Below are 23,337 nucleotides of genomic sequence, written 5' to 3' on the forward strand. Positions count from 1 at the left end.
CCCTCTCCCCCTGGGAGAGGGCTGGGGTGAGGGGCCTTGCCACCTGATCGAGAACCCCATGGCCTTCGACCTCGCCGCCCGCCTGGCCCAGCGTCACGCCGAGCACCTCTATCGGCGCCGCCCGCTGCTGGAAGCGCCCCAGGGCCCCGAGGTGGTGGTGGATGGCGAACACCTGCTGGCCTTCTGCAGCAATGACTACCTGGGCCTGGCCAATCACCCCCAGGTGATCGCCGCCCTGCGCGCGGGCGCCGAGCGCTGGGGGGTGGGGGGTGGCGCCTCGCACCTGGTGATCGGCCACAGCGGTCCGCACCACCAGGTCGAAGAGGCCCTGGCCGAACTCACCGGGCGGCCGCGCGCCCTGCTGTTCTCCACCGGCTACATGGCCAACCTGGCGGCGGTCACCGCCCTGGTCGGGCGTGGCGACACGGTGCTGGAGGACCGCCTCAACCACGCCTCCCTGCTCGATGCCGGCCTGCTCAGCGGCGCGCGATTCGGCCGCTATCTGCACAACGATCCCGCTAGCCTGGCCACGCGCCTGGCCAAGGCCGAAGGCGACACCCTGGTGGTCACCGACGGGGTCTTCAGCATGGATGGCGATCTGGCCGCCCTGCCCGAACTCTGCCAGGTCGCCCAGCGTCACGGCGCCTGGACCCTGGTGGACGATGCCCACGGCATCGGCACCCTGGGCGCCAGCGGTGGCGGCATCGTCGAGCATTTCGGCCTGGACCAGAGTCAGGTCCCGGTGCTGGTCGGCACGCTGGGCAAGGCCTGCGGCACCGCCGGGGCCTTTGTCGCCGGCAACGAAGCGCTGATCGAGACCCTGATCCAGTTCGCTCGGCCCTACATCTACACCACCAGCCAGCCGCCGGCGGTAGCCTGCGCCACCCTCGCCGCCCTGCAGCTCGTCCGTGAGGAAGGCTGGCGCCGTGAGCTTCTGCACACTTTGATCCAGAGATTCCGCAGGGGCGCGACGGCTCTCGGCCTGGACCTTATGCTCAGCGCCACGCCGATCCAGCCCATCCTGGTCGGCGACAGCGCGCGCGCCCTCGCACTCTCCGCCGCCCTGCGCCGACGCGGGATCCTGGTCACCGCCATCCGACCGCCCACCGTACCGGCCGGCAGTGCCCGCCTGCGGGTAACCCTGACGGCGGCCCATCGCGAAGCGCACGTGGACCTCTTGCTCGACGCTCTGGCCCAGGCCATGGCCGAATTACCGCCTGACGCGGATAAGTGACCGACCCATGCGCGATACCCTGATCTTGCTGCCCGGCTGGGGCCTGGGCAACGCTCCGCTGGAGCCCCTGCGTGACGAACTCGTCGAGCAGGCACCCTTTCTCGACGTGCTGATCGAACCGCTGCCGACCCTGACCGACACCCAGGCCTGGTTCACCGACCTGGAAGCCCGCATCGCCGAGGGCGGCTGGCTGGCCGGCTGGTCGCTGGGCGGCATGCTCGCCAGCGAATTCACCCTGCGCCGCCCCCAGGGCGTGCACGGCCTCATCACCCTGGCCAGCAATCCCTGCTTCGTCGCCCGCGCCGGCTGGCAGACCGCCATGGCGCGCAGCGTCTTCACCGATTTCTTCGAGGCCTGCTCGCTGGACGCCGACCAGACCCTCAGGCGTTTCACCCTGCTGGTGGCCCAGGGCGCGCGCGACAGCCGCACCCTTGCCCGCCAGTTGCAGGTGACCCTGCCCGAGATCGACCCCGAGGTGGTCATCGCCGGTCTGGAGCTGCTCGCGCGCCTGGACACCCGCGCCGCCCTGCAGGCCTTCAGCGGTCCCCAGCTGCACCTGTTCGGCGCCCATGACGCCCTGGTCCCGGCGACGGCTGCCCAGGCCCTGCGCGACGAGCTGCCCAACGCCCAGGTCGAGGTCCTGGAGCACGCCAGCCATGGCCTGCCCCTGGAACGCCCGGACGAGGTGGCCACCCGTATCCGTGAATTCATCTATGCAGGACGCGATGGCTGACGTATTGCCCGACAAGCGCCAGGTGGCGCTGTCCTTTTCCCGCGCCGCCGCGCAGTACGACGGCGCCGCCCTGCTGCAACGCCGGGTCGCCGACGGCCTGCTCGCCCGGCTACCCGTTCTGCATCCGCAACGCTGGCTGGATCTGGGCAGTGGCACCGGCTATTGCAGCCGCGTCCTGGCCCAGCGCCATCCGCAGGCCGAAGGCCTGGCCCTGGACCTGGCGCCCGGCATGCTCCGCCATGCCCGTGCCCAGGGCGCCGGCGCCCGGCACTACCTCACCGCCGACGCCGAGCGCCTGCCGCTGCGCGACGCCTGCTGCGATCTCGTCCTCTCCAGTCTGGCCCTGCAGTGGTGCCCGGACCTGGCCGCCGTGCTCGCCGAGGCGCGCCGCATCCTGCGGCCAGGCGGTGTGCTGGCCTTCAGCAGCCTGGTCGCCGGCACTCTCGACGAACTGCGCCAGAGCTGGGCCCAGGTGGACGACCAGGTGCACGTCAATCGCTTCCGTCAGCAGGCGGCCTATGCCGCAGCCGCCCAGGCCAGTGGCCTGCAGGTGCTGACGCTGGAGGTCGTACCCGAGCGGCTGCACTTCCCCGATCTGCGCGCCCTGACCCAGCACCTCAAGGCCATTGGCGCCCACAACCTCAACCAGGGGCGCCCCCAGGGCCTCACCGGGCGCCAGCGCCTGGCCGCCTTCACCCAGGCCTACGAGGGCCTGCGCGAGCCCGCCGGGCTGCCCGCCACCTACCAGGTAATCCACGTCCTGCTGCGCAAGGAATGACCGCCATGCCCGCCTATTTCGTCACCGGTACCGACACCGAGATCGGCAAGACCACCATCGCCGCCGGGCTGCTGCACCGAGCCCGGCTGCAGGGCCTCGCCACCGCAGGGGTCAAGCCGGTGGCCTCCGGGTGCGAACGCACCGCCGAGGGCCTGCGCAACGGCGACGCCCTGGCGCTGCTCGGCGAGACCTCGCTGCCGCTCGGCTACAGCGACATCAATCCCATCGCCCTGGAACCCGCCATCGCCCCGCACCTGGCGGCTCGCGAAGCCGGCATCGACCTCAGCGTCGCCGCCCTGGCTGCACCGGTGCGGCGGATACTGGCGCTGCAGGCCGATTTCAGCCTGGTGGAAGGCGCCGGTGGCTGGCGCGTGCCCCTGGCCGGCCGCGAGTCCCTGTCCGATCTGGCCCGCGAGCTGGGTCTGCCGGTGATCCTGGTGGTGGGAGTACGCCTGGGCTGCATCAACCACGCCCTGCTCAGCGCCGAGGCCATCCTCGCCGACGGCCTGCCACTGGCCGGCTGGGTGGCCAATCTGGTGGCCCCGGCCACCCTGCGTCTGGACGACAACCTCGCCACCCTGCACGAACGCCTGCCGGCGCCCTGCCTGGGCACGGTGCCGCACCTGGCCGCGGCCACCCCTGCCGCAGTCGCCGCGCACCTGCGCCTGCCGGGCTGATATCAGTCTTTCGGGCGATGGCCGCAGGGCCAGGCCGGCGGCAGACTGCCCTGTCTACCGCTGCCGGATCGCCCCAGTGCCTACCTTCAAATTCCTGACCTGCCTGGGCCTGCTCGGCCTGACCAGCCATGCCTGGGCGCTGGACAACCAGACCCTCGTGGAGCAGCGCGGCGAGCGCCTCGGCGCCTTCCTGAGCCAGGAACCCGATACCCGCCAGGGCACCCTGGAGGTCAGCCAGAGCGGTCGTGCCAGCCAGGCCTATCTCACCCAGAGCGCCTCCCAGGGCGACCGTACCCGCGTCGAGCAGGGCGGCGTCGGCAACTTCACCAATGTCACCCAGGCGGCCGGAGGTGCGCGCGAGGTCCTCATCGACCAGCGCGAGGCCAGCCAGAGCCACGCCTATGTCTATCAGGGCCATGGCCAGCGCAACACGGTGGACATCGTCCAGCGCGGCCTGCTCGACGAAGCCCTGGTACGCCAGGGCGGTGACGATCAGCGGCTGCGCATCGAGCAACAGGGCGAGCGCAACGAACTGAATCTGTTCCAGGATGGTCGCGACAGCGCCGCGCGACTCAGGCAGGTGGGCGACGATCATGTCCAGGACGTACTGAGCCTGGGCGCGCGCAACGAGGTCGAGCTGCTGCAGGGCGGCGGTGCCAATCGGGCGGTGGTCGAGCAGCGGGGTGACGACAACCGGGCGACGATTCGCCAGAGCACGCGACAGCAGGACGCGGAGCTGGTCCAGATCGGCCAGCGCAACAGCGCGGCGGTGCAGCAGAACAGCCGCGCCGATCGCCCCCAGAGCGTCAGCGTGCGCCAGCTGGGCGACGACAACGCGGTCCAGGCGAGCGTGACCGGCAATGGCAATCGCCTCGAACTGCAACAGCAGGGCCAGCGCAACAGCGCCGGCGTCCTGATCGGCGGTAACGATTCCCACCTGACCCTGGCTGCCCATGGCAACGACAACGAGATCAGTGCGGTCTGGGTCGGCGACAACGTCGAACTCGGCGTCGAGCAGGTGGGCGACGGCCATCTCCTGCAGGCGGGGCTGGCCAGCGATGCCCGGGTCAGCGCCAGCCAGCAGGGCGCTGGCCAGTACGCCTCGATCAGTCAGGCAAGCCCAGGCAACGGCCTCGATCTGCGCCAGAGCGGCCAGGGCAACCGGGCGACCATCCGGCAATAGCCGGACACAGGCGGCGACACGGACTGCTGGTTCTTTGGCGTCAAAGCTGCTTCAATAGCCCTTTGACATCACCGTCGAGGACCCTGTCCATGAACGTGACATCAAGCAATTCGCTCTATGCCGGGGTGCAGGCCTACCAGAACGGTAGCCGTACGGTCGAAAAGGCCGGTGCCGCCCTCGCCTCCCAGACGGCGCGCAACGAGCAGCAAGCCCTGGGCGCGACCACCAACAGCCAGGCCGATCTGGCCAGCGAACTGGTCAATCTGGATGTCGGCAAGTACCAGGCGCTGGCCGGTACCAAGGTCATGCAGGCCTCGCAGGAAACCCTGGGCCGGCTGCTCGATACCCGCGCCTGATCAGCCATTCCGTGAGTGGAAGGGGCGCCCTGAGAGGCGCCCCTTCTGCGCTCTAGCCCAGGCGGAAACGGGTGGTGTTGGCTGTCAGGGTGCGACTGCCCGCCTCCAGACCCACCGCCGTACTCTGCACCGTGCGCGCGTTGCCGAGCAGATCGGCCGCGGCCCCATCGACCTGCTGGATGTTGCCACTGACCTGATCGGCGGTGACCGCCTGCTGCTCGGCGGCGGTGGCTATCTGCACCAGGGTGTCGGAGACGCCCTGTACCGACTCGGCGATCTCTTCCAGTCGCCGTCCCAGCCCGGTGATCGACTGGGCGTCGCTGGCGGCCTGGCCACAGGCATCCTGCATCAGGGACACGGCCTGGGCCACGGTGCCGCTCAGGCTGCCGACGGTCCCGGCGATCTGCGCCGTGGAGGCCTGGGTACGCTGCGACAGCGAACGCACCTCGTCGGCGACCACTGCAAAACCCCTTCCCTGATCACCCGCCCGGGCCGCCTCGATGGCGGCGTTGAGCGCCAGCAGGTTGGTCTGTTCGGCGATGCCGCGGATGACGTCCACCACCTGCTGGATCTGCCCGGCCTGGGCATTGACCTGGGCCATGGCCCCAGCCGTCTCGTCCAGGCGCTGGTTGAGGCGCTGAATGTTGGCCGTGGTCTGGCGACTGTCGCTCTGGCTGGCCTCAGCGATGCCGCGCATCTGCTCGGCGCGGCCGGCGGCCTCTTCGCAACTCCGCGCCACGCCTTGGGCGGTGGCGGCCAGTTCGGTGGCCGCGGTGGCGATCTGGGTGATCTGCTGGCGTTGGGCTTCGACAGCGCCCAGCGCCGCCTCGGCCTGTTGACCCAGTTCGCCGGAAGCCGTGCCCACCTGGCGACTCTCCTGCTCGACCGCCTGCAGGCTGCCGCGCAGCTGCACCACGGCCAGGTCCAGGGCGCGCCCGATCTCGGCCAATTCGTCCTCGCCACTCACCTGCGCCGAGCGGGTCAGATCGCCATCGCGCAGGCCTTCGGCCAGGGTGGTGATGCGCCGCGCACTGCCGCGAATGGCAGCCTGCATGCACAGCAGCAGATAGCAGGTCACCACCAGCAGCAGACCGAAGCCGGCGGCGATGGCGCCAAAGCTGCGCACGGCATCGGCGCCATAGTATTGCAGCCGTTGATCCAGGTTCTTCAGGGTCTGCTGGCGGAAGGTCTGCAGACCCTGCAGAACCCCGTCCAGGGTGGCTTCGAACTGCTCCGGCTTGAGCGTGATCTCGCCGCCGAACACCCCCTGATCGAGGGTCTTGAGACTGGCGTCCAGCTGGCTGCTGACCTTCTGGTAGTCGTCCTTCCAGCCGGCCATGTCGGCGGGCAGCTTGTTGCCGAGCAAGACAGCGACCTTGGCCAGGCTCTCGCTGGAGTCACCGACACGCGCGCGCAGGTCGCGCAGCTGCAGGCGGCTCTGCAGGCTGAACTGGCCGGAGACCACGCTGGCCTGGCCGACGCTGGCCAGGCGGCCGAGGCGTTCGTACAACTCGACCGACTGGGCGGTGCCGATCTGCATCAGCAGATAGGTTTCCAGCCAGGGATCGAGGATGAGGCCACTGTCCAGGGCAATTTCCTCGCGCAGCGCCTGGACGGCGCCTAGGGCGGCGGTGAATCTGTCGTAGCCGTCCGGCCACCAGCCCAGGCCGCGCAGATCCGCGACCTCGAGCCCGGCGAGCGCCTGCTGTAGGGTTTTGAAGCGGGCCTGCACATCCGCGCCAGCCCCTTCGATCTCCAGTTGCTGTCCGAGCCGGGCGAGCCGCTCGCGACGACTATCGTTGCGACTCTCCAGGGCGGCGATGGCGGCCTGCACGGCCGGCGTCTCCTGGCGACTGGTGTCGATCGCCTTCCAGCGCGCGGTCAGGTTGCGCCGGAGGGTGAGTTCTTCTTCCACGGCGTCGAGCCGTTGCAGCAGCCGCACACCACTGTGCTCGCCACTGACGGTGGCCAGCTTGGCCTGGAAATCGGCGCCCAGCAGCCAGAGACTGACCGCCAGGGGCAGGATGAACAGCACGAGTAGCAGGGCGAACTTGCGGGCAAAGCCGAACTGGCTCAATACGCGAATCCCCGGTGACAACAAAACACCCATGTTCGACCACTCCTGTGCCAGCCACCGGCAAGCGTTCGCTATCCGTTGCGGATAGCTATAAGACGATTTGTCGGCAAACTAACGACTTTCTTGAAAGATAGGGCACAATCGCCGCCCTCCCGTATTCCCAGACCCGGTCCTGTACTCAGGCCCGGGCGTTGCCGTTAAAGGACCGTCCGCGTGGAACGCCTCAAAGCCAAGATTCGCAGCGAAGGCCAAGTACTCTCCGAGCAGGTGCTCAAGGTCGATGCCTTCCTCAACCACCAGATCGATCCGGCGCTGATGCGCGACATCGGTCAGGAGTTCGCCCGCCGCTTCGCCGACGCCGGCATCACCAAGATCGTGACCATCGAAGCCTCGGGGATCGCCCCGGCGGTGCTGACCGGACTGGAGCTGGGCGTGCCGGTGATCTTTGCCCGCAAGCACCAGTCACTGACCCTGACCGACAACCTGCTGGTGGCTAGCGTCTACTCCTTTACCAAGCAGACGGAAAGTACGATCGCCGTCTCTACCATGCACCTTTCGTCCGACGATCGGGTGCTGATCATCGACGACTTCCTCGCCAACGGCAAGGCGGCCAAGGCGCTGATCTCCATCATCGGTCAGGCCGGGGCCCAGGTCGTAGGTCTGGGCATCGTCATCGAGAAGTCCTTCCAAGTCGGTCGCGCCGAACTGGATGCCCAGGGCTATCGCGTCGAATCCCTAGCCCGTGTCGCCTCCCTGGCCGATGGTCAGGTCACCTTCGCCGAGTAAGCCATGGCTCAGATACTGCGCATTCTCGGTGCCGATCTCGATCGCACCGAAACCTGGATCCGTTACGACAAGGCCATGTGCCTGGACTGCGTGTCCAGCTGCTGCACCCTGCCGGTGGAAGCCCGCCTGTCCGATCTGATCCGCATGGGCGTGGTGGATGAGTTCGAGAAGGGCGAGCCGCTCAAGGACATCGCCAAGCGGCTCAAGAAGGACGGCGTGGTCGAACGCCTCAACGCCAAGACCGGGTTGTTCACCCTGGTGCGGTTGTCCAACAACGACTGCATCTATCTGCATCCCAAGACGCGGCTGTGCACCATATACGACCAGCGTCCGGAAACCTGCCGCAACCACCCAAGGGTCGGTCCGCGTCCGAACTATTGCGCCTACAAGCCGCAAAAGCTGCGTTGAGGCTCTGATCGCGGCCATGGGCCCACGATCAGCCCTGTAGCGTGGAAAACCGCGCAACGTTTTTTTCCACAGGCCGCTCGCCAATACCAAGTGGATAAGGCTGGCGCCGTTATCCACTCTGTACACACCTGATCACGGCCAAGGCGACGCTAGAATTCGCCGCTCTCCATCGCCCTTTTCATGTCCGCCCGTTCTTCCAGGCATTCCGGACCGGCCATGTCGAAGATCCGGCAGACCCAGGGGCGTACCTCGTAGATGCTGCAGTTCATCTGCTCACGATCCAGGGCCGCGCACCAGCCGTCGTCGAGACGCCTCATGCGGGTGCCGGTCCAGTCCTCCTCGATGTAGCGGGCAGGCACGCCGACATCGTCGAACAGCAGGACTTCCTGGCGGCAGCACCAGGCCTGACAGCTCTCGCAGGTCACAATAGGGGTGGAAAGGTCGCGCAGGGGGATGTCGCTCATGTACGCAGTGTACCGCCCTTGACCGCCCAGCGGTTTCCGGCCGATGGCTGGACCAGTTACCATGCGCGTCCCTGACGGTTGTAACCAGTTGTGACCATGCCCAAGCCCTCTTCTCGCGCAGGAGCCGCCATGACGGCCGCACCCCGCTATCGCTTCTATGTCGTGGTCGCCGTGCTGATCCTGCTGACCTGCGTGGTCGCCGGCCGCATCACCTACCTCAAGCTGATCGACGCCGCCTTCCTCGGCGACCAGGGCGACCGCCGCTCGGTGCGCCACATTCCCATTCCGGTCACCCGCGGCATGATCACCGACCGCAACGGTGCGCCTCTAGCGGTTTCCACCGAGGTGGTGACCATCTGGTGCAATCCAGCCGAGATGCAGGACAGCGCCGACCAGTTGGGTCGCCTGGCCCAGGCCATCCACAAGCCCGAAGCCGAGTTGCGCAACCTGATCCTCGGCCATCCGGAAAAGCACTTCCTCTACCTGGCCCGGGCGCTGTCGCCCATCGATGGCGAGAACATCATGGCCCTTGGCGTGCCCGGGGTACGCCAGATCAAGGAATACAAGCGCTATTACCCCAGCTCCGACCTGGTAGCCCAGGTGATCGGCATGGTCAACATCGACGGCCATGGCCAGGAGGGACTGGAACTCGGCTTCGAGGACTGGCTGGCTGGCAAGGGCGGCGTGCGCGAGGTGCTGATCAATCCGCGTGGCTCGGTGGTCAAGAACATCCGCGTAGTGCGCCAGCCGCAACCGAGCAAAGACGTCGCCCTGTCCATCGACCTACGCCTGCAATTCATTGCCTATCGCGCCCTGCAGACCGCGGTGGAGAAGTTCGGCGCCCAGTCCGGGTCGGCGGTGCTGGTCAATCCCAAGACCGGCCAGATCCTGGCGATGACCAACTTCCCCTCCTACAACCCTAACAACCGCGCCACCCTGCAGATCCCCAACATGCGCAACCGCACCCTGACCGACGCCTTCGAGCCCGGTTCGGTGATCAAGCCGTTCAGCATGTCGGTGGCCCTTGCCTCGGGCAAGTTCAACGAGAACAGCACCGTGGACGTGGCGCCGGGCTGGATGACCATCGACGGTCATACCATCCACGACGTGGCCAAGCGCGGCGTACTGACCATGACCGGCGTGCTGCTCAACTCCTCCAACATCGGCATGAGCAAGGTGGCCCTGCAGATCGGGCCGCTGCCCATCTACGAACAGCTCAGCCGGGTCGGCTTCGGCAACCCCCTGGCACTGGGCTTCCCGGGCGAGAACGCCGGCTACCTGCCCGGCCACACCAAGTGGTCGCAGATCGCCACGGCCAGTATGTCCTTTGGCTACAGCCTGGCGGTCAACGTCGCCGAACTGGCCCAGGCCTATTCGGTGATCGCCAACGACGGCCAGCTGACGCCCCTGACCCTGCTCAAGGACCAGAAGCAGCAGAGCGTCCAGGCCATGGACCCGACCATCGCCCGGCGCATCCGCATGATGCTCAACCACGTGGTGGAAGACGACGGTGGCGTGATCCGCGCCCGGGTGCCCGGCTATCACGTGGCCGGCAAGTCGGGTACCGCGCGTAAGGCCGGCTCCGGCAGCTACACCGAGCATGCCTATCGTTCGATGTTCGTCGGCATGGCACCGGCGGCCGATCCCAAGCTGGTGCTGGCGGTGATGCTGGATACCCCGACCAAGGAAGGCTACTTCGGCGGCCTGGTTTCGGCGCCGACCTTCAGCGAGATCATGTCCGGCGCCCTGCGGGCCCTGGCCGTGCCGCCGGACAACCTGCCCGACACCAATACCGCCCAGCAGGCGAAGTCCGAGCCGCACCCCCACGGCTAGTCGGGGAACGGCCACAAAAAAGGGCGACCCCAGGGTTAATGCCGGTCAGTTAAGCTGACTGGCATTTTTTTTCTGGTCGGATACTTCGAGGGCTTGGCCTTGATGACTCTCGGATAGGCCCGGTAATCGCGCCTATGCGGTAGAACGAAGTGCGGTGCCAAGGCGTGCAGTTCGGCCATATCACGTGGGATGTTGCCAGGGCTATTCAGCGAAAGGCTCAGCAGGAATTTCAGGATGGCCCAGCTGCAGGCGGAGAAGCTCATCTCGCAGGGATGAACTCCCGGGCACTGGCGACTCATCTGTACCATCTGATAACGCAGTAGGTTGTATCCCAGCAGTAGCCCCCATAGCTCCTGCGCCACCATGTCGGGCGTTTTGCTGCGTAGCGTGTAACGGCCATCGAGTAGACCCTGCTTGATCTCACGATAGCCGAGCTCGATTTCCCAGCGGTGGCTGTAGAGATCGACGATCTCATCGGAGACGAAACGCCCAGGGTCCGTCATGGAAGTAAGGATCTGGCGCCGCTTGCCCTTGACGGTCTTGCTCAGCAGTCGCGCCTGCAAGGTGTCCGGCAAGCCGGGCCATTGTCGGCGGGCCTGCGGCGAAGTTCGAAGGCTGACAATCGCATCCTGCTTGCCCAGTGAGCGTATCACCTCGTATTGGGCGTCTTTGCGCAGTGGCAATAGCCAGTGCCGTTCGTTACCGGTTCGCTGCCAGCGATGTAGCAGACCTAAAGAGTAAAAGCCCTTGTCGAACAACGTCAGCGAATGGTCGGGGGTGCCCTCGATCAATTGCTCGGCCAGCTTCATTTCATTGCTGGCATAAGCGTCGAAGGCGCTGCTTACCAGCAAATGGCTGGTCAGTTCCATCTGGCACACCATGCGGATCTGGGGAAATCCTCCATCACCGTACTGATTGATCGCCGAGCCGTAGCGCTCGCGATTTTCGAGCGTGTCCGGAGCGCGCCAGACCACGCCGTCCACACCGAGCAAGCGCAGCCCCTGCCAGCCTGGATGTTCGGCCGTCTCATGCCAGCGCTGTTGGGTCAGTTGAAACACCTCCCGTACAGCGTCGCTTCCCAATCGCTGACGGCCTTGCACCACCGCGCTGGGCGCTACCAATGGCTTCTGACCGGGCAGCATGATGTCCAGTTGGTTGACCACATCCCAGGCCGACAGGCGACGAAACAGGGCCAGGCCGATGACGCACCAGAGCATGGATTCCAGCGGCAGCCTGCGTTTGCGTAGGGTAGCGACTCCGGCCGTTTCCAGGGCGGTCTTGACCAGCTCAGGATCGAGCAGTTCGCCCAGGGCCTCCAGTGTCTGTGTGGCCGAAGAGAGCTCGCGAGTCATTTCCAAGGCTTGAGCAATACGCATAAAAAATCCGGTGCTTGAGGAATCAAGCACCGGATTCTGTGCGACGACAGTCAGGCGTCAAGGTGAAGCTCTTAACTGACTGGCATTAACCCCAGGGTCGCCCTTTTGCATGCCGCGCCCGCTGTCAGCGGTGCAGCACGTACTGACCGATAAAGCGCACCCCATCCTCACCGCTCTCCGTGACGATGCGCGACTGCAGGGTGATGCGCGCGCGACCGCGGCGACGGAAGGTGGTCTCGAAGCGCTCCCAGGCGCGGGCTTCGGGCGGTTCGCCATAGGCCAGGGCGTCGGCGGTGATGGGCCGTGGATAGCTGATCTGGCCTTCCTGGATGAGGATGTGGCCTTCTTCGATGCCGGCTTCGCGCAGACGCAGGTACAGCCAGCCCCAGCCGGCCAGTACGGCCACGCAATAGAGACTGCCGCCGAACATGGTGCTGGCGTGGTTGATGTTGGCATCCAGCGGAGCATGCAGCTGCAGGCGCTGCTCGCTCCAGTCGCGGACTTCCAGGCCCAGGGCCTTGGTGATGGGAATATCGTGGTGCAACAGGGATTCGAGGTGACGGCAGTCGCGGCTCATGCCGGGGTCCTTACAGACAGAATTTCACTATCAGGAGCAGACGCAAGCCATGACCCATGGGTCACGTCCTGGCGCCATTGTGCACCAAGGAAGGCCGCTCCGGGGAAATCGCCGCCGGCAGGCGGAAGCGGATACGGGCGCCGCCCAGACTCGACTCGTCGATGGTCAGGCTGCTGCGATAGCCTTCGAGGATGTCCTGGACCACCGCCAGGCCGATACCCTGTCCCGGGTGCCGGCTGTCCATGCGCATGCCGCGGCGCAGCACGCTTTCGCGCCGTTCGGCTGGGATGCCCGGGCCGTCGTCCTCGATGTCGAGCACCCAGTGCTCGGTATGGCGGCGGGCGCTGACCCGCACCTGGGTCAGGCAGAGCCGATAGGCGTTTTCCAGGAGATTGCCGAACACCTCCAGCATGGCGGCTTCCTCGGCCTGCACCCGCAGATTCGGCGGCAGGTCCATTTCGGCCTGAACGCGTTTCTCGGCATAGACCTTGTCCAGGGTGCTGAACAGGGAGTCCAGCAGCGGCGCCAGTTCCAGCGGCCGGCTGAGCACCGCGCCGCCCTGGCGGGTGGCCCGCTGCAACTGGTACATCACCTGCTGGTTCATGCGCTCGATCTGGGTCTGCAGGGTGCCGACCTCCTGATCCAGCTGCGGCTGCCGGCGCAACTCTTCGGTCACCCCCTGCAACACCGCCAAGGGGGTCTTCAGGCTGTGGGCCAGATCACCCAGGGTGTCGCGGTAGCGCTCGCGTTGCAGCCGTTCGTGATCGAGCAGGCGGTTGAGCGAGCGGATCAGGCGGCTGATCTCGCTGGGCACGTTCTTTTCGTCGAGCAGCTCACGCTGGTCGGTTTCCACGGCGTCCAGCTGCTGGCTGAGGCGGCGCAGCGGTCTCAGGCTCCACTGCATGACCAGGGCCAGCAATACCAGCAGCGCACCCAGCACCCCGACCAGCCAGAGAATCACCTGATGCACGAAGGTCGCGCGCAGCCGTTCGTATTCCTCGGCCGGCTGCATGGTGACCACGCTGAAGCCGGCCACCGGCGGATTGCCCAGCAGCACCTCGCGATCGAAGACGAAGAAGCCCTGGCCCTGGTCATCGGTGGCCTTGACCAGCTTGACCCCGCCGCCGTCGAAGGTCGGCCGGTAGTTGGGCCGCTCCTTGATCGCCGAGCGCGAGCGCCAGAGCAGGCGACCGTTCTGGTCGTAGACATAGCCGAGGATCGGCGAACCGGGTCGGTCGAAGACCTCCTCGGCGATCATCTCCGGCATCGCCAGGCGCCCGTCGATGGCTCGCGCCGCGCCGATCAGGGTGTTGGCGTTGGCCTCCAGCCGCGCGGCGACGAAGTTTTCCACGGTACGGTCGAAGGCATTGCGGATCGCCGGCACGATCAGCGCCAGGCAGACGATCACCAGCAGCGCCGCGCTGAGCAGCAGCCGCACGCGAAAGGAACGGATCACTGGCAGCGCTCGGTGAACAGGTAGCCGCGGCCCCGGACCGTTTCGATGGGTTGCATCTGGCAGCTGGCTTCCAGCTTGCGCCGCAGGCGGCCGACCAGCACCTCGATGACGTTGCTGTCATGCTCGCCGTCATCGTCGTAGAGCTGCTCCATGAGCCGCTCCTTGGTGATCACCTGCTGGTGGTTGCGCATCAGGTATTCCAGCAGCCGGTATTCGTAGGCGGTCAGCTGCAGCGGCTGTTCTTCGTTGAAGGCCTGCTGGCGGCCCAGATCCAGCTTCAGCGAGCCGGCGCGGATGCTCGGCTGGACGAAACCCGCTGAGCGGCGCAGCAGCACATTGAGGCGCGCCTCCAGCTCTTCGAACTGGAAGGGCTTGACCACGTAGTCGTCCGCCCCGGCACCGAGGCCCTCGACCTTGTCCTGCCAGCTGCCGCGGGCCGTAAGGATGAGGATCGGCAGGGTGGCACCCTGGTTGCGCAGCTGACGGATCAGATCGAGGCCGCTCATGCCGGGCAGGCCCAGGTCGATGATGGCGAGATCGTGGTGGAATTCGCGGGCGCTGTAGAGCGCTTCTTCCGCATCGGCCACGGCATTGACGACATGACCGGCTTCACCCAGACGCACCTTGAGGTGGTGGCGCAGCAGGTTTTCGTCTTCGACGACGAGGATCTTCATGCAGACTCCTGAACAGCTAACGAGACTCTCTGTGGCTGCGACCGCACGTAGCTCACGCTGCGCGCAGCGACGCCCCGGCACCGATTATGGCGGCTTTGGCGGGCTGACGGCGAGCGCGGGGAATATATGGACGGCGTCACTCACTTTATTCCAGGCAAAAAAAACCTCTCCAGTTGGAGAGGTAAGGAGCACTTCATGGGGATCGGAAACTGCCGTTGGGGGACGGCTCCGTCGCGAGACGGCTACAGGGGACCAGAGCTGACTTGGTGACCCTGCAGTGGAGTTACAAGGATGAACATCGCCAGGTCGGGTCGAAGTGTCCAGACGATCTGCCGTAGCGGGAGCTGCGCTAGGGTGAACATGTCCGGGCGACCTCGGCGTTGCTGATCTGACAGTTGCAGATTAGGCCAATGGCCCTGAACGCTGCCTGAACTCGTCCTGAACGCAAGCTGAACGGCCGCGAAGTGGCCCGAGAGCGACGGATGGCAGCGGTTACCGATCCGTCGCCCGGCGGAGGGTCAGGGCAGCTTGCCCAGGCAGCCGCCCAGGGTGTCGGCCACGTTCTGCAGGAGCTGGACATAGCCTTCAGCGCCGGCCGGAATGTGCGCGCCGAGGGGATCGAGCTCCACCAGGGTCACCGGCAGACCGCTGCTCAGGGTGGTGGCGATCTTTGGCTGCAGCGGCGGCTCGGTGAAGACGCAGGTCGGGCCGGCGGCCTTGAGTTCTTCGCGCATGGCGGCTACGTGACGGGCACCGGGCTGGACGTCGGCGCCCAAGGCGAAGACGCCGCGATGGCTCAGGCCATAGGCTTCCTCGAAATAGTCGAACGCCTCGTGAAAGACGAAATAGGGCTTGCCGGCCAGCGGCGCCAATTGGGTGCGCAAGCTCTGATCCTTGGCGGCCAGTGCGCTTTCGAAGGTCTTGAGGTTGGCTGCGTAGCGTTGCGCATTGGCCGGATCGGCCTGGCTCAGGTCGGCGGCCAGCCGGGTGGCGATCACCCGGGCATTGGCCGGGCTCAGCCAGAGATGGGCATCCAGGCTGCCCGGACGATGGTCGTGGTCGTGGGCGTATTCCGGTTCGCCGCCCTGTTCATCACCGTGCGCATGCCCGTGCTCGTGCTCGTGCTCGTGCTCATCGCCGTGATCGTCGTCATGGGCGTTCGCATGCTCTGCGCCGAAGCGGCGCAGATGCAGGCCGGGCAATTCCTGGATGGCCAGGCTGGGACCCTGGCGTTCCTTAAGCACCGCCGGCAGGAAGGTCTCCAGATCCGGGCCGATCCAGTAGACCAGGTTGGCCTCGCGCACCTGGCGCAGGTCCGAGGGCCGCAGGGCGTAATGGTGCGGCGAGGCGCCCGGTGGCAGCAGCACAGCCGGCTGACCGGCGCCGTCCTGGATGGCCGCGGCGATCAGTTGCAGGGGTTTGATGCTGGTCAGCACCTTCACCTCGGCCTGGGCGGGCAGCAGGGTGCAGGCGAGCAGCAGGGAGGCGACGAGGGGTAGGAGGCGCGGCACGTGAAAATCCCGATTCTTAAGAGAGGTGCAATATAATAACGTCCTGGCTCTCAAGGTACTGTTTCATGTCCGACGCCCCCCTGGCCTTTCGGCCCCACGATCATTCGCGCTGCGTCGCCCACGCGCTGGCCGAGGCCGACACACTCTGCAGCCGCGCCGGCGTGCGCCTCACCGACCTGCGCAAGCGGGTGCTGGAGCTGGTCTGGCAAAGCCACAAGCCGCTTGGCGCCTACGACATCCTGGCCGTGCTCAGCGAGCAGGACGGCCGCCGAGCCGCGCCACCCACCGTCTACCGGGCGCTGGATTTCCTGGTCGAGAACGGCCTGGTGCACCGCATCGCCTCGCTCAACGCCTTCGTCGGCTGCAACCATCCCGGCGAAGCCCACCAGGGCCAGTTCCTGATCTGCCGCAGCTGTCAGGTGAGCATCGAGCTGGAACAGCCGGCGGTGCACCAGGCCATCCTCGACGGCGCCAGCGCCGTGGGCTTCCAGGTGGAAGGCCAGACCGTGGAAGTGGTCGGTCAGTGCGCCGCCTGCCGGAAGCAGGCATGAGCGAGGCGCTGATCCGGCTGCAGGATGTCGGCGTGACCTTTGCCGGGCAGGCGGTGCTCGACCAGGTCAGCCTGACCCTGGACCCCGGCCGCATCGTCACCCTCATCGGCCCCAATGGCGCCGGCAAGACCACCCTGGTGCGCAGCGTGCTCGGCCTGCTCACGCCCGATCGCGGCAGTGTCTGGCGTCGCCCGCGGCTGCGCATTGGCTACATGCCGCAGAAGCTGCAGGTGGATGCCACCCTGCCACTGTCGGTGCTGCGTTTCCTGCGCCTGGTGCCGGGCGTGAATCGCGCCAGTGCCCTGGCCGCCCTGGGTGAGGTAGGCGCCGAGGGCGTCATCGACAGTCCCCTGCAGAGCATTTCCGGCGGCGAGCTGCAGCGGGTGCTGCTGGCCCGCGCGCTGCTTCGCCAGCCCGAACTGCTGGTGCTCGACGAGCCCGTGCAGGGCGTCGACATCAACGGCCAGAGCGAGCTGTACCGACTGATCGGCCAGTTGCGCGAGCGCCATGGCTGCGGCGTGCTGATGGTCTCCCACGACCTGCATCTGGTGATGGGCGCCACCGACCAGGTGATCTGCCTGAATCGCCACATTTGCTGCTCCGGCCATCCCGAGCAGGTCAGCGGCGATCCGGCCTATCAGGCGCTGTTCGGCCAGAGTGCGCGCAACCTCGCCGTCTATCACCATCACCACGATCACGCCCACGACCTGCATGGCAGCGTGGTCAAGACCCCGCATGTCCATGGAGCCCACTGCAAGCATGGCTGATTTCCTGCTGTATGCCCTGCTCGCTGGTCTCGCCCTCGCCCTCGTTGCCGGTCCCCTCGGCTCCTTCGTGGTCTGGCGGCGCATGGCCTATTTCGGCGACACCCTGTCCCACGCCGCCCTGCTCGGGGTCGCCGTGGGCTTCCTGCTGGATGTCAGTCCGACCCTGACCGTCACCGTCGGCTGCCTGGCATTGGCCGTGGTGCTGGTGGTGCTGCAGCGCCGCCGCGGCCTGGCCGCCGACACCCTGCTGGGCATCCTTGCCCACAGCACCTTGTCGCTGGGGCTGGTGGCGCTGTCGTTCATGCACGAGGTGCGCATCGACCTGATGAGCTACCTGTTCGGCGATCTGCTGGCGGTGGGCCCGGCCGATCTGCGCTGGATCCTTGGCGGCAGCGCCGTGGTGCTGGTGGCCCTGGCCTGCCTGTGGCGTCCGCTGCTGGCCATCACCGTGCACGAGGAGCTGGCCCAGGTCGAAGGCCTGCCGGTGACCTGGATCCGCCTAGCGCTGATGCTGCTGGTGGCCATCGTCATCGCCGTGGCCATGAAGATCGTCGGGGTGCTGCTGATCACCTCGCTGCTGATCATTCCCGCCGCCACCGCCCAGCGCCATGCCCGCAGCCCCGAGCAGATGGCCTGTGGCGCCAGCCTGCTGGGCATGGCCGCGGTCTGCCTGGGCCTGACCCTGTCCTGGTACCAGGACACGCCGGCCGGCCCCTCGGTGGTGGTGGCCGCCGCCGGGATGTTCCTGCTGGGCTACCTCCTGCCCCGCCGCGCCTAGAGACCACTCAAAGTCTGCTAGGGCGCCCGCCAAACCGCCTGGCTGACGTCCACCGCCCGGGGGATCAGCCCCTGGGCCTTGAAGATGTCGGCGGTCTGCTGCTGGGTGGCGATGATCTCCGGCGTCAGCGCCGTCGCGCCATAACCGGTACGCGCCTGCCAGGTGGCGATCACCGCTTCCGGCAGTCCGATCTGCTCGGCCAGGATGCGCGTCACCTCCGGCTTGTGGGCATTGGCCCAGGCGCCGGCCCTGGCCAGTTCCGCCAGCAGCAGGCGGATCGCCTCGGGATGGGCGTCGGCGAAGCGGCGCGACCCTTCATAGAAGCTGTTGGCATGCAACAGCCCTTTGTAGTCGGCCAGCACCCGCACCGGCTGGCTCTGCTGGATGGCCGCGAGATAAGGGTCCCAGACCACCCAGGCATCCACCGAGCCGTTGGCGAAGGCGGCGCGGGCATCGGCGGGCGGCAGATAGACCGGCTGGATGTCCTTGAAGCTCAGCCCGGCCTTTTCCAGGGCGGCGACCAGCAGGAAGTTGGCGCTCGAGCCCTTCTGCACCGCCACCTTCCTGCCTTTGAGCCCAGCCACGTCGCGGATCGGCGAGGCGGTCGGCACCAGGATGGCCTCAACCGCCTCGCTGGCCGGTTCCGCGCCCAGGTAGACTAGGTCGATCCCGGCCGCCTGGGCGAAGATCGGCGGCGGTGAACCGGTGTAGCCGACGTCGATGCTGCCGGCGTTGAGGGCCTCCAGCAACTGGGGGCCGGCCTGGAATTCGCGCCAGCTCACCTGATAGCCCTGGGCGCCCAGGGCCTGCTCCAGAGTGCCCTGGGCCTTGAGCACCGCCAGCAGACCGCCGCCCTTCTGATAGCCGATGCGCAGGACCTGGTCGGCGGCCTGGGCCGGGGCGAGCATCCCAAGTGCCAGTAGCAGAACGGCGCCCTGCGCCAGCCAGCGTCGGAGAGGGGAGCGAAACATGGCGACCTTCCTGATATTCCATTTGGAAAGGTAAGCCTGGCCTACCTAGACCAAGATGTTTAATACGTTTCTCTGCTAAGGCTATGCCCGGGCCGGGCAGGGAGAGCAGGCCAAGGTCCGATTGACGCTGACACTAGGATCGCGCCACCCTGCGCCAGCGGCGGCCACCGGGGCCGTCGACCCTATCGGAGCCTGCCATGCCTTTTCTGATCGAGACCTTCGACAAGCCGGACAGCCTGGCCCTGCGCCAGCAGCATCGCCCGGCCCACCTGGATTTCCTGCGCGAGAACGCCGCTGCCCTGCTGGCCTGCGGCGCCAAACTCAGTGACGATGGCGAGACCGCCAGCGGCAGCGTCTACATCGTCGATGTGGAAACCCGCGCCGAGGCGGAAGCCTTTATCGCCCGCGATCCCTTCACCAGCGCCGGTCTGCCGGGCGAGGTGCGCATCACCCGCTGGCGCAAGGCGATTCTGGACGGCAAGGCGTTCGTCTAGGTGCTCTCTAGGGCGGCCTGACCGGCCGCCTCCGCCCTACCGCGGATTGGCTTAAGAACAGCTTAAGCCTGGCACAATGCCACCTTAATCAACGCCGTTCGCAGCCGTTGCAAGTTCACACTTCCAGGAATCGATTCACAGAAAAGTGATGCAGCGCAAGAAAAGCCGGACTTTTCCCGTCCTTACCGCAAGGAAGCTAACGAACTAGCCTAAGCTCACCGGGCTCAGATGATCTGATGCGCCGACATCCTTTCCCACTCCCGTGGAAACGCTGTCTCGCTTAGCTAGTACAGAGGACTCAGCATGACCAAGACCACGCCTGAAAAGGATCTGCGCATCGAGACGATTCGCGGATTGGCGCTGTTTCTGATGGTAGCGGGCCATGTCATCGGCAGTTCGTCGACCCTGGGCATGAAGGTGCCGGACGAATCGGTGCTGCGCTATCTCTACGATTCCCTCGTCTATGTCCGGATGCCGCTGTTCACCGCCATCTCCGGCTACGTCTATGCGCTGCGCCCGGTGAATACCGGCAGCGATCTGTCTCGCTTCTACCAGGGCAAGTTCAAACGCATCGGCATTCCCCTGCTGGTGGTGTCCACGCTGTTCTTCGCCTTGCAGATGGCGGTGCCCAACACCAACTACAAGCCGCAGCTGACCGACATTTTCAGCATCTACTTCTTCAGCTACGCGCACTTCTGGTTCCTGCAGTCGATCTTCTGCATCTTCGTGGTGATCGCCCTGCTGGAGAAAGCCGGCCTGCTGCTGACCCTGCGCAACTTCGGCCTGGTGTTCGCCGTGGCCCTGGCGGCGTCCTTCGCCTGGGAGAGCTTCCCGGACCTGTTCAGCCTCTACAAGGCGGTGCAGCTGTTCCCCTTCTTCCTCTTGGGCCTGGGTCTCTACCGCTTCGGCGCGCAGCTCATCACCCAACGCAATGTCGTGACCATGGCCGTGGCCCTGGTGATCCTGGTGGCTATCGACCAGGCCTACCTGTTCGAGCTGGTCGATCTCGACGAAGGCGACATGGCCGTGGTGGGCACTGCCCTGGGGCTCGCCGCCATCAGCCTGCTGATCGCCCGCCGCTTCTATTTCAAGCCGCTGGCCTGGCTGGGGTACTTCTCCTTCGAGATCTACCTGTTCCACGTCTTCGGCACCGCGGGTGCGCGCATCGTGCTGAACAAGCTGCAGGTGCACGACGTCTGGGTGGTCTTTACCGTCAGCATGGTCATGGGCCTGTTCCTGCCGGTGGCGCTTAAACTGGTGCTGGAACGGATCAGTCCGCTGCACTTCCTCAGCGTGGCCTTCTTCGGCGCCAAGACGCGGGTCAACCGCGCCACGCCGCCGCTGCAGAAGAAAGCCGCCGCCTAGGCCGAGCGGCCATGAAAAAAACCCACGCCCAGGCGTGGGTTTTTTATTATCGGCACATCACTCGACGCTGAGGACGACGCGGCCCCGGGTGGGGCACTGCTCCATGCAGCGGTGGGCCTCGACGAACTGCTCGAAGGGAAACACCTGCTTGATCTGCGCCTTGAGCAGGCGATCGCGGGTCAGCTGGTCGATGTGCTGCAGGGCTTCGCGCACCGCAGCGCAATCGGCTTCCAGGCCCATCTCCGGCTGGCCGGTGAAGTCCTGCACGCAGTGGATGTAGAGCTTGAATTTCTTCTTGAAGGCCGCGCAGGCCGGCAGCGGGGTCTGGTTGCCCCCGTTGAGGCCGTAGAGCAGCAGCCGGCCGCGGGGCGCCATGGCCTCGCCGAGCAGCGCCAGTTGCGGACCGCCCAGGGCATCCAGGGCGACGTGCACGCCGACGCCGTCGGTGATGCTGGCGATACGGCTGACCAGATCCTCTTCCTCGGCGGCGATGACCCTTTCCGCACCCAGCTCCCGCAGGTAGTCACGGTCGCCGGCATCGTGGGTACTGGCGATGACCCGGGCACCCAGGGCCTTGGCCAGCTGGATGGACGCCGGGCCGCAGCAGCGACTGGCATCGGTGATCAGCACCCATTCGCCCGGTTGCAGCCGGGCCTGGTGCATCAGCGCGGTGTAGACGGTGAGCAGCGGGTTGTAGTGCACCGCGGCTTCCACCGGGCTGAGCACGTCCGGGTAGCGCACCAGGGAGGTGGCCGGATAGACCAGGTCGTCGCCATAGGCCGGGTAGCGATTGATGTCGTGCCCCAGGAAACTGGCCACGCGATCACCCACCGCCAGGTCGGCCACGCCCTCGCCCAGGGCGGTGACCACCCCGGCCAGCTCGCAGCCGAGACCGGCCGGCGGCACGGCCTGCTCGGGCGCCAGATTCTGCCGCCAGAGCACGTCGTACCAGCTCACGCCGATGGCTGCTACCCGCACCAGCACCTCGCCTGGACCCGCCACGGGCGTGGGCCGGTCGATGCAGGCGAGCACCTCCGGCGGGCCGAATTCGGTGAACTGGATCAGGCGGGACATGGCATTACCTCGCGTTGATGCCAACCCCGGGACGTTTGCCGAGGCGGACTGCTATGACTAGGACTCTAACCAGCCTTCCCTTAGGATTCTATGCATCCCCATCGATAATGGACATCGGGGGTATCGATCCACTCCCTGCCGGGGCCTGAATGAACCGTACCGATCTGCGTCGCGTCGACCTCAACCTGCTCATCGTGTTCGAGACCCTGATGCTCGAGCGCAGCGTCACCCGTGCCGCGGAAAAGCTGTTTCTCGGCCAGCCGGCGATCAGCGCGGCCCTGGCGCGGCTGCGCACCCTGTTCGACGATCCGCTGTTCGTCCGCACCGGGCGCAGCATGGAACCCACCCCGCGGGCCCAGGAGATCGCCGCCCTGCTGTCGCCGGCACTGGACCAGATCTCCAGCGCGGTGAGCCGCACCCAGAGTTTCGAGCCGGCCAGCGCCGACCGGGTGTTTCGCGTCGGCCTGTCCGACGACGTCGAATTCGCCCTGCTGCCGCCGCTGCTCAGGCGCATCCGCATCGAGGCACCCGGCACCACCCTGGTGGTGCGGCGGATGAACTACCTGACCGCCGCTGGCATGCTGGCCTCCGGCGAGATCACCGTGGCGGTGGGCTATACCGAGGAGTTGCCGGCCAATGCCAAGCGCCGGCCGGTACGCCGCTTCGGCTTCAAGGTGCTGCGCGCCGACAGCAAGCCCGGACGCCTGACCCTGGACGAATACTGCGCCCGCCCCCATGCCCTGGTGTCCTATGCCGGCGATCTCACCGGCTATATCGACGAGTTGCTCGACAAGCTCGGTCGCCAGCGCCGGGTGGTGCTGGCGGTGCCCCAGTTCAACGGCCTGGGTTCGCTGCTGGCGGAAACCGATCTGCTGGTGATGGTGCCGGACTACACCGCGCGCCTGCTGGCCAGCACCGGTGGCCTGAGGTACGAGGACCCGCCGGAAGAGCTGCGCGACGGCAGCCATGAATTGCCCATGGCCTGGAGCGGCGCCCAGGATCACGATCCCGGCGAACGCTGGCTGAGGTCGCGCATCCAGATGTTCATTGGCGATCCGGACAGTCTTTGAGGCACAGAGCCACCCCTGTTCCGGCAGAACGGCTCAACGACGGCCCTTTCCAGCAAGGGCCATCACCGCCAGCGATACCTTCAACAAAACCATCATCGCCATCGATAAATAAGTTCGAGCCCTTCGATTCGTCGCTGCCCGCGC

24 protein-coding genes are annotated in these 23,337 nt (G+C 66.5%); 15 read left to right on the plus strand and 9 right to left on the minus strand.

Annotated features, from left to right (window positions below; genetic code table 11):
- Window positions 1–58: 58 nt before the first annotated feature.
- The 6 genes from bioF (at window position 59) to AABM56_RS21745 (ending at window position 4,961) form a co-directional block, all read left to right on the plus strand.
- Entirely contained in the window at window positions 59–1,234 is a 1,176-nt protein-coding gene (gene bioF / locus AABM56_RS21720; protein WP_309737169.1) for an 8-amino-7-oxononanoate synthase, read from the plus strand.
- A 7-nt stretch (window positions 1,235–1,241) separates the two neighbouring features.
- Window positions 1,242–1,967 (plus strand): alpha/beta fold hydrolase, encoded by a 726-nt coding sequence (locus tag AABM56_RS21725; RefSeq protein ID WP_273862429.1) that lies wholly within the window; start codon window positions 1,242–1,244, stop codon window positions 1,965–1,967.
- On the plus strand, window positions 1,948–2,745 hold the full coding sequence (gene bioC, locus AABM56_RS21730) for a malonyl-ACP O-methyltransferase BioC (protein WP_133862049.1): 798 nt from the start codon (window positions 1,948–1,950) through the stop codon (window positions 2,743–2,745). The genes AABM56_RS21725 and bioC overlap by 20 nt, the downstream gene beginning before the upstream one ends.
- Window positions 2,746–2,750: 5 nt before the next feature.
- Window positions 2,751–3,422, plus strand: a complete 672-nt coding sequence (gene bioD / locus AABM56_RS21735; protein ID WP_208693527.1) for a dethiobiotin synthase — start codon at window positions 2,751–2,753, stop codon at window positions 3,420–3,422.
- A 76-nt stretch (window positions 3,423–3,498) separates the two neighbouring features.
- Complete coding sequence (locus tag AABM56_RS21740) at window positions 3,499–4,605, plus strand: hypothetical protein (protein ID WP_347883701.1); 1,107 nt, start codon at window positions 3,499–3,501, stop codon at window positions 4,603–4,605.
- An 89-nt stretch (window positions 4,606–4,694) separates the two neighbouring features.
- The gene (locus AABM56_RS21745; protein WP_058791715.1) at window positions 4,695–4,961 is read left to right on the plus strand and encodes a hypothetical protein; all 267 of its coding nucleotides are present in this window, start codon (window positions 4,695–4,697) and stop codon (window positions 4,959–4,961) included.
- Between the two features lie 52 nt (window positions 4,962–5,013).
- Here the strand turns inward: AABM56_RS21745 and AABM56_RS21750 are convergent, their stop codons facing one another.
- The gene (locus AABM56_RS21750; RefSeq protein ID WP_347883702.1) at window positions 5,014–7,071 is read right to left on the minus strand and encodes a methyl-accepting chemotaxis protein; all 2,058 of its coding nucleotides are present in this window, start codon (window positions 7,069–7,071) and stop codon (window positions 5,014–5,016) included.
- 180 nt (window positions 7,072–7,251) lie between these two features.
- Between AABM56_RS21750 and AABM56_RS21755 the strand changes: the two genes are divergently transcribed.
- Together AABM56_RS21755 and AABM56_RS21760 are read left to right on the plus strand one after the other, a co-directional pair.
- Window positions 7,252–7,824: a xanthine phosphoribosyltransferase gene (locus AABM56_RS21755; protein WP_007159876.1), complete on the plus strand. Its 573-nt coding sequence runs from the start codon at window positions 7,252–7,254 to the stop codon at window positions 7,822–7,824.
- A gap of 3 nt (window positions 7,825–7,827) precedes the next feature.
- Window positions 7,828–8,232: a YkgJ family cysteine cluster protein gene (locus AABM56_RS21760; RefSeq protein WP_093255091.1), complete on the plus strand. Its 405-nt coding sequence runs from the start codon at window positions 7,828–7,830 to the stop codon at window positions 8,230–8,232.
- Between the two features lie 149 nt (window positions 8,233–8,381).
- On the opposite strand, the gene AABM56_RS21765 is transcribed toward AABM56_RS21760, so the two are convergent.
- Window positions 8,382–8,696, minus strand: a complete 315-nt coding sequence (locus AABM56_RS21765) for a YkgJ family cysteine cluster protein (protein WP_347883703.1) — start codon at window positions 8,694–8,696, stop codon at window positions 8,382–8,384.
- Between the two features lie 129 nt (window positions 8,697–8,825).
- Between AABM56_RS21765 and AABM56_RS21770 the strand changes: the two genes are divergently transcribed.
- A complete protein-coding gene (locus AABM56_RS21770; RefSeq protein ID WP_133862054.1) occupies window positions 8,826–10,529 on the plus strand; it encodes a penicillin-binding protein 2 in 1,704 nt (567 codons plus the stop codon).
- 35 nt (window positions 10,530–10,564) lie between these two features.
- Here the strand turns inward: AABM56_RS21770 and AABM56_RS21775 are convergent, their stop codons facing one another.
- The 5 genes from AABM56_RS21775 to znuA form a co-directional block, all read right to left on the minus strand.
- Window positions 10,565–11,905: an IS4 family transposase gene (locus tag AABM56_RS21775; RefSeq protein WP_263259874.1), complete on the minus strand. Its 1,341-nt coding sequence runs from the start codon at window positions 11,903–11,905 to the stop codon at window positions 10,565–10,567.
- A 124-nt stretch (window positions 11,906–12,029) separates the two neighbouring features.
- A complete protein-coding gene (locus AABM56_RS21780; RefSeq protein WP_133860001.1) occupies window positions 12,030–12,482 on the minus strand; it encodes a thioesterase domain-containing protein in 453 nt (150 codons plus the stop codon).
- A gap of 61 nt (window positions 12,483–12,543) precedes the next feature.
- On the minus strand, window positions 12,544–13,938 hold the full coding sequence (locus AABM56_RS21785) for an ATP-binding protein (RefSeq protein ID WP_133860002.1): 1,395 nt from the start codon (window positions 13,936–13,938) through the stop codon (window positions 12,544–12,546).
- Window positions 13,935–14,612 carry a response regulator transcription factor gene (locus AABM56_RS21790; RefSeq protein ID WP_007159882.1) on the minus strand — a complete coding sequence of 226 codons (678 nt, stop codon included), beginning with the start codon at window positions 14,610–14,612 and terminating at the stop codon, window positions 13,935–13,937. Before AABM56_RS21790 ends, AABM56_RS21785 begins: the two co-directional genes overlap by 4 nt.
- Before the next feature lie 518 nt (window positions 14,613–15,130).
- On the minus strand, window positions 15,131–16,123 hold the full coding sequence (gene znuA / locus AABM56_RS21795) for a zinc ABC transporter substrate-binding protein ZnuA (protein ID WP_347883704.1): 993 nt from the start codon (window positions 16,121–16,123) through the stop codon (window positions 15,131–15,133).
- 65 nt (window positions 16,124–16,188) lie between these two features.
- Between znuA and AABM56_RS21800 the strand changes: the two genes are divergently transcribed.
- The 3 genes from AABM56_RS21800 to znuB are packed head-to-tail and all read left to right on the plus strand — an operon-like array spanning window position 16,189 to window position 18,219.
- On the plus strand, window positions 16,189–16,674 hold the full coding sequence (locus AABM56_RS21800) for a Fur family transcriptional regulator (protein WP_133860004.1): 486 nt from the start codon (window positions 16,189–16,191) through the stop codon (window positions 16,672–16,674).
- Window positions 16,671–17,441 (plus strand): zinc ABC transporter ATP-binding protein ZnuC, encoded by a 771-nt coding sequence (znuC, locus tag AABM56_RS21805; RefSeq protein WP_133860005.1) that lies wholly within the window; start codon window positions 16,671–16,673, stop codon window positions 17,439–17,441. The genes AABM56_RS21800 and znuC overlap by 4 nt, the downstream gene beginning before the upstream one ends.
- The gene (gene znuB, locus AABM56_RS21810; RefSeq protein ID WP_133860006.1) at window positions 17,434–18,219 is read left to right on the plus strand and encodes a zinc ABC transporter permease subunit ZnuB; all 786 of its coding nucleotides are present in this window, start codon (window positions 17,434–17,436) and stop codon (window positions 18,217–18,219) included. The genes znuC and znuB overlap by 8 nt, the downstream gene beginning before the upstream one ends.
- A gap of 17 nt (window positions 18,220–18,236) precedes the next feature.
- Here the strand turns inward: znuB and AABM56_RS21815 are convergent, their stop codons facing one another.
- Window positions 18,237–19,190 (minus strand): sulfonate ABC transporter substrate-binding protein, encoded by a 954-nt coding sequence (locus AABM56_RS21815; RefSeq protein ID WP_133860007.1) that lies wholly within the window; start codon window positions 19,188–19,190, stop codon window positions 18,237–18,239.
- Window positions 19,191–19,387: 197 nt separating this feature from the next.
- Between AABM56_RS21815 and AABM56_RS21820 the strand changes: the two genes are divergently transcribed.
- Together AABM56_RS21820 and AABM56_RS21825 are read left to right on the plus strand one after the other, a co-directional pair.
- Window positions 19,388–19,684, plus strand: a complete 297-nt coding sequence (locus AABM56_RS21820; RefSeq protein WP_007159888.1) for a YciI family protein — start codon at window positions 19,388–19,390, stop codon at window positions 19,682–19,684.
- 303 nt (window positions 19,685–19,987) lie between these two features.
- Complete coding sequence (locus AABM56_RS21825; protein WP_133860008.1) at window positions 19,988–21,049, plus strand: acyltransferase family protein; 1,062 nt, start codon at window positions 19,988–19,990, stop codon at window positions 21,047–21,049.
- Window positions 21,050–21,106: 57 nt separating this feature from the next.
- On the opposite strand, the gene AABM56_RS21830 is transcribed toward AABM56_RS21825, so the two are convergent.
- Complete coding sequence (locus AABM56_RS21830) at window positions 21,107–22,123, minus strand: zinc-dependent alcohol dehydrogenase family protein (RefSeq protein WP_133860009.1); 1,017 nt, start codon at window positions 22,121–22,123, stop codon at window positions 21,107–21,109.
- 149 nt (window positions 22,124–22,272) lie between these two features.
- Here AABM56_RS21830 and AABM56_RS21835 point away from each other — a divergent pair, with 149 nt between their 5' ends.
- Window positions 22,273–23,193 (plus strand): LysR family transcriptional regulator, encoded by a 921-nt coding sequence (locus AABM56_RS21835; RefSeq protein ID WP_027597405.1) that lies wholly within the window; start codon window positions 22,273–22,275, stop codon window positions 23,191–23,193.
- Window positions 23,194–23,337: the final 144 nt, after the last annotated feature.

Source organism: Pseudomonas aestiva (assembly GCF_039908605.1).
Taxonomy (GTDB): Bacteria; Pseudomonadota; Gammaproteobacteria; order Pseudomonadales; family Pseudomonadaceae; genus Chryseomonas; species Chryseomonas aestiva.

Excerpts from the sequence above, each read along its gene's own strand:
- AABM56_RS21835 (WP_027597405.1), top strand. The coding sequence starts at position 22,273 with ATGAACCGTACCGATCTGCGTCGCGTCGACCTCAACCTGCTCATCGTG.
- bioF (WP_309737169.1), top strand. The coding sequence starts at position 59 with ATGGCCTTCGACCTCGCCGCCCGCCTGGCCCAGCGTCACGCCGAGCAC.
- AABM56_RS21790 (WP_007159882.1), bottom strand. The coding sequence starts at position 14,612 with ATGAAGATCCTCGTCGTCGAAGACGAAAACCTGCTGCGCCACCACCTC.
- AABM56_RS21775 (WP_263259874.1), bottom strand. The coding sequence starts at position 11,905 with ATGCGTATTGCTCAAGCCTTGGAAATGACTCGCGAGCTCTCTTCGGCC.
- AABM56_RS21760 (WP_093255091.1), top strand. The coding sequence starts at position 7,828 with ATGGCTCAGATACTGCGCATTCTCGGTGCCGATCTCGATCGCACCGAA.
- bioC (WP_133862049.1), top strand. The coding sequence starts at position 1,948 with ATGCAGGACGCGATGGCTGACGTATTGCCCGACAAGCGCCAGGTGGCG.
- AABM56_RS21750 (WP_347883702.1), bottom strand. The coding sequence starts at position 7,071 with ATGGGTGTTTTGTTGTCACCGGGGATTCGCGTATTGAGCCAGTTCGGC.
- AABM56_RS21830 (WP_133860009.1), bottom strand. The coding sequence starts at position 22,123 with ATGTCCCGCCTGATCCAGTTCACCGAATTCGGCCCGCCGGAGGTGCTC.
- AABM56_RS21780 (WP_133860001.1), bottom strand. The coding sequence starts at position 12,482 with ATGAGCCGCGACTGCCGTCACCTCGAATCCCTGTTGCACCACGATATT.
- AABM56_RS21745 (WP_058791715.1), top strand. The coding sequence starts at position 4,695 with ATGAACGTGACATCAAGCAATTCGCTCTATGCCGGGGTGCAGGCCTAC.
- AABM56_RS21815 (WP_133860007.1), bottom strand. The coding sequence starts at position 19,190 with ATGTTTCGCTCCCCTCTCCGACGCTGGCTGGCGCAGGGCGCCGTTCTG.
- znuB (WP_133860006.1), top strand. The coding sequence starts at position 17,434 with ATGGCTGATTTCCTGCTGTATGCCCTGCTCGCTGGTCTCGCCCTCGCC.
- AABM56_RS21800 (WP_133860004.1), top strand. The coding sequence starts at position 16,189 with ATGTCCGACGCCCCCCTGGCCTTTCGGCCCCACGATCATTCGCGCTGC.
- bioD (WP_208693527.1), top strand. The coding sequence starts at position 2,751 with ATGCCCGCCTATTTCGTCACCGGTACCGACACCGAGATCGGCAAGACC.
- znuC (WP_133860005.1), top strand. The coding sequence starts at position 16,671 with ATGAGCGAGGCGCTGATCCGGCTGCAGGATGTCGGCGTGACCTTTGCC.
- AABM56_RS21825 (WP_133860008.1), top strand. The coding sequence starts at position 19,988 with ATGACCAAGACCACGCCTGAAAAGGATCTGCGCATCGAGACGATTCGC.
- AABM56_RS21820 (WP_007159888.1), top strand. The coding sequence starts at position 19,388 with ATGCCTTTTCTGATCGAGACCTTCGACAAGCCGGACAGCCTGGCCCTG.
- AABM56_RS21725 (WP_273862429.1), top strand. The coding sequence starts at position 1,242 with ATGCGCGATACCCTGATCTTGCTGCCCGGCTGGGGCCTGGGCAACGCT.
- AABM56_RS21765 (WP_347883703.1), bottom strand. The coding sequence starts at position 8,696 with ATGAGCGACATCCCCCTGCGCGACCTTTCCACCCCTATTGTGACCTGC.
- AABM56_RS21770 (WP_133862054.1), top strand. The coding sequence starts at position 8,826 with ATGACGGCCGCACCCCGCTATCGCTTCTATGTCGTGGTCGCCGTGCTG.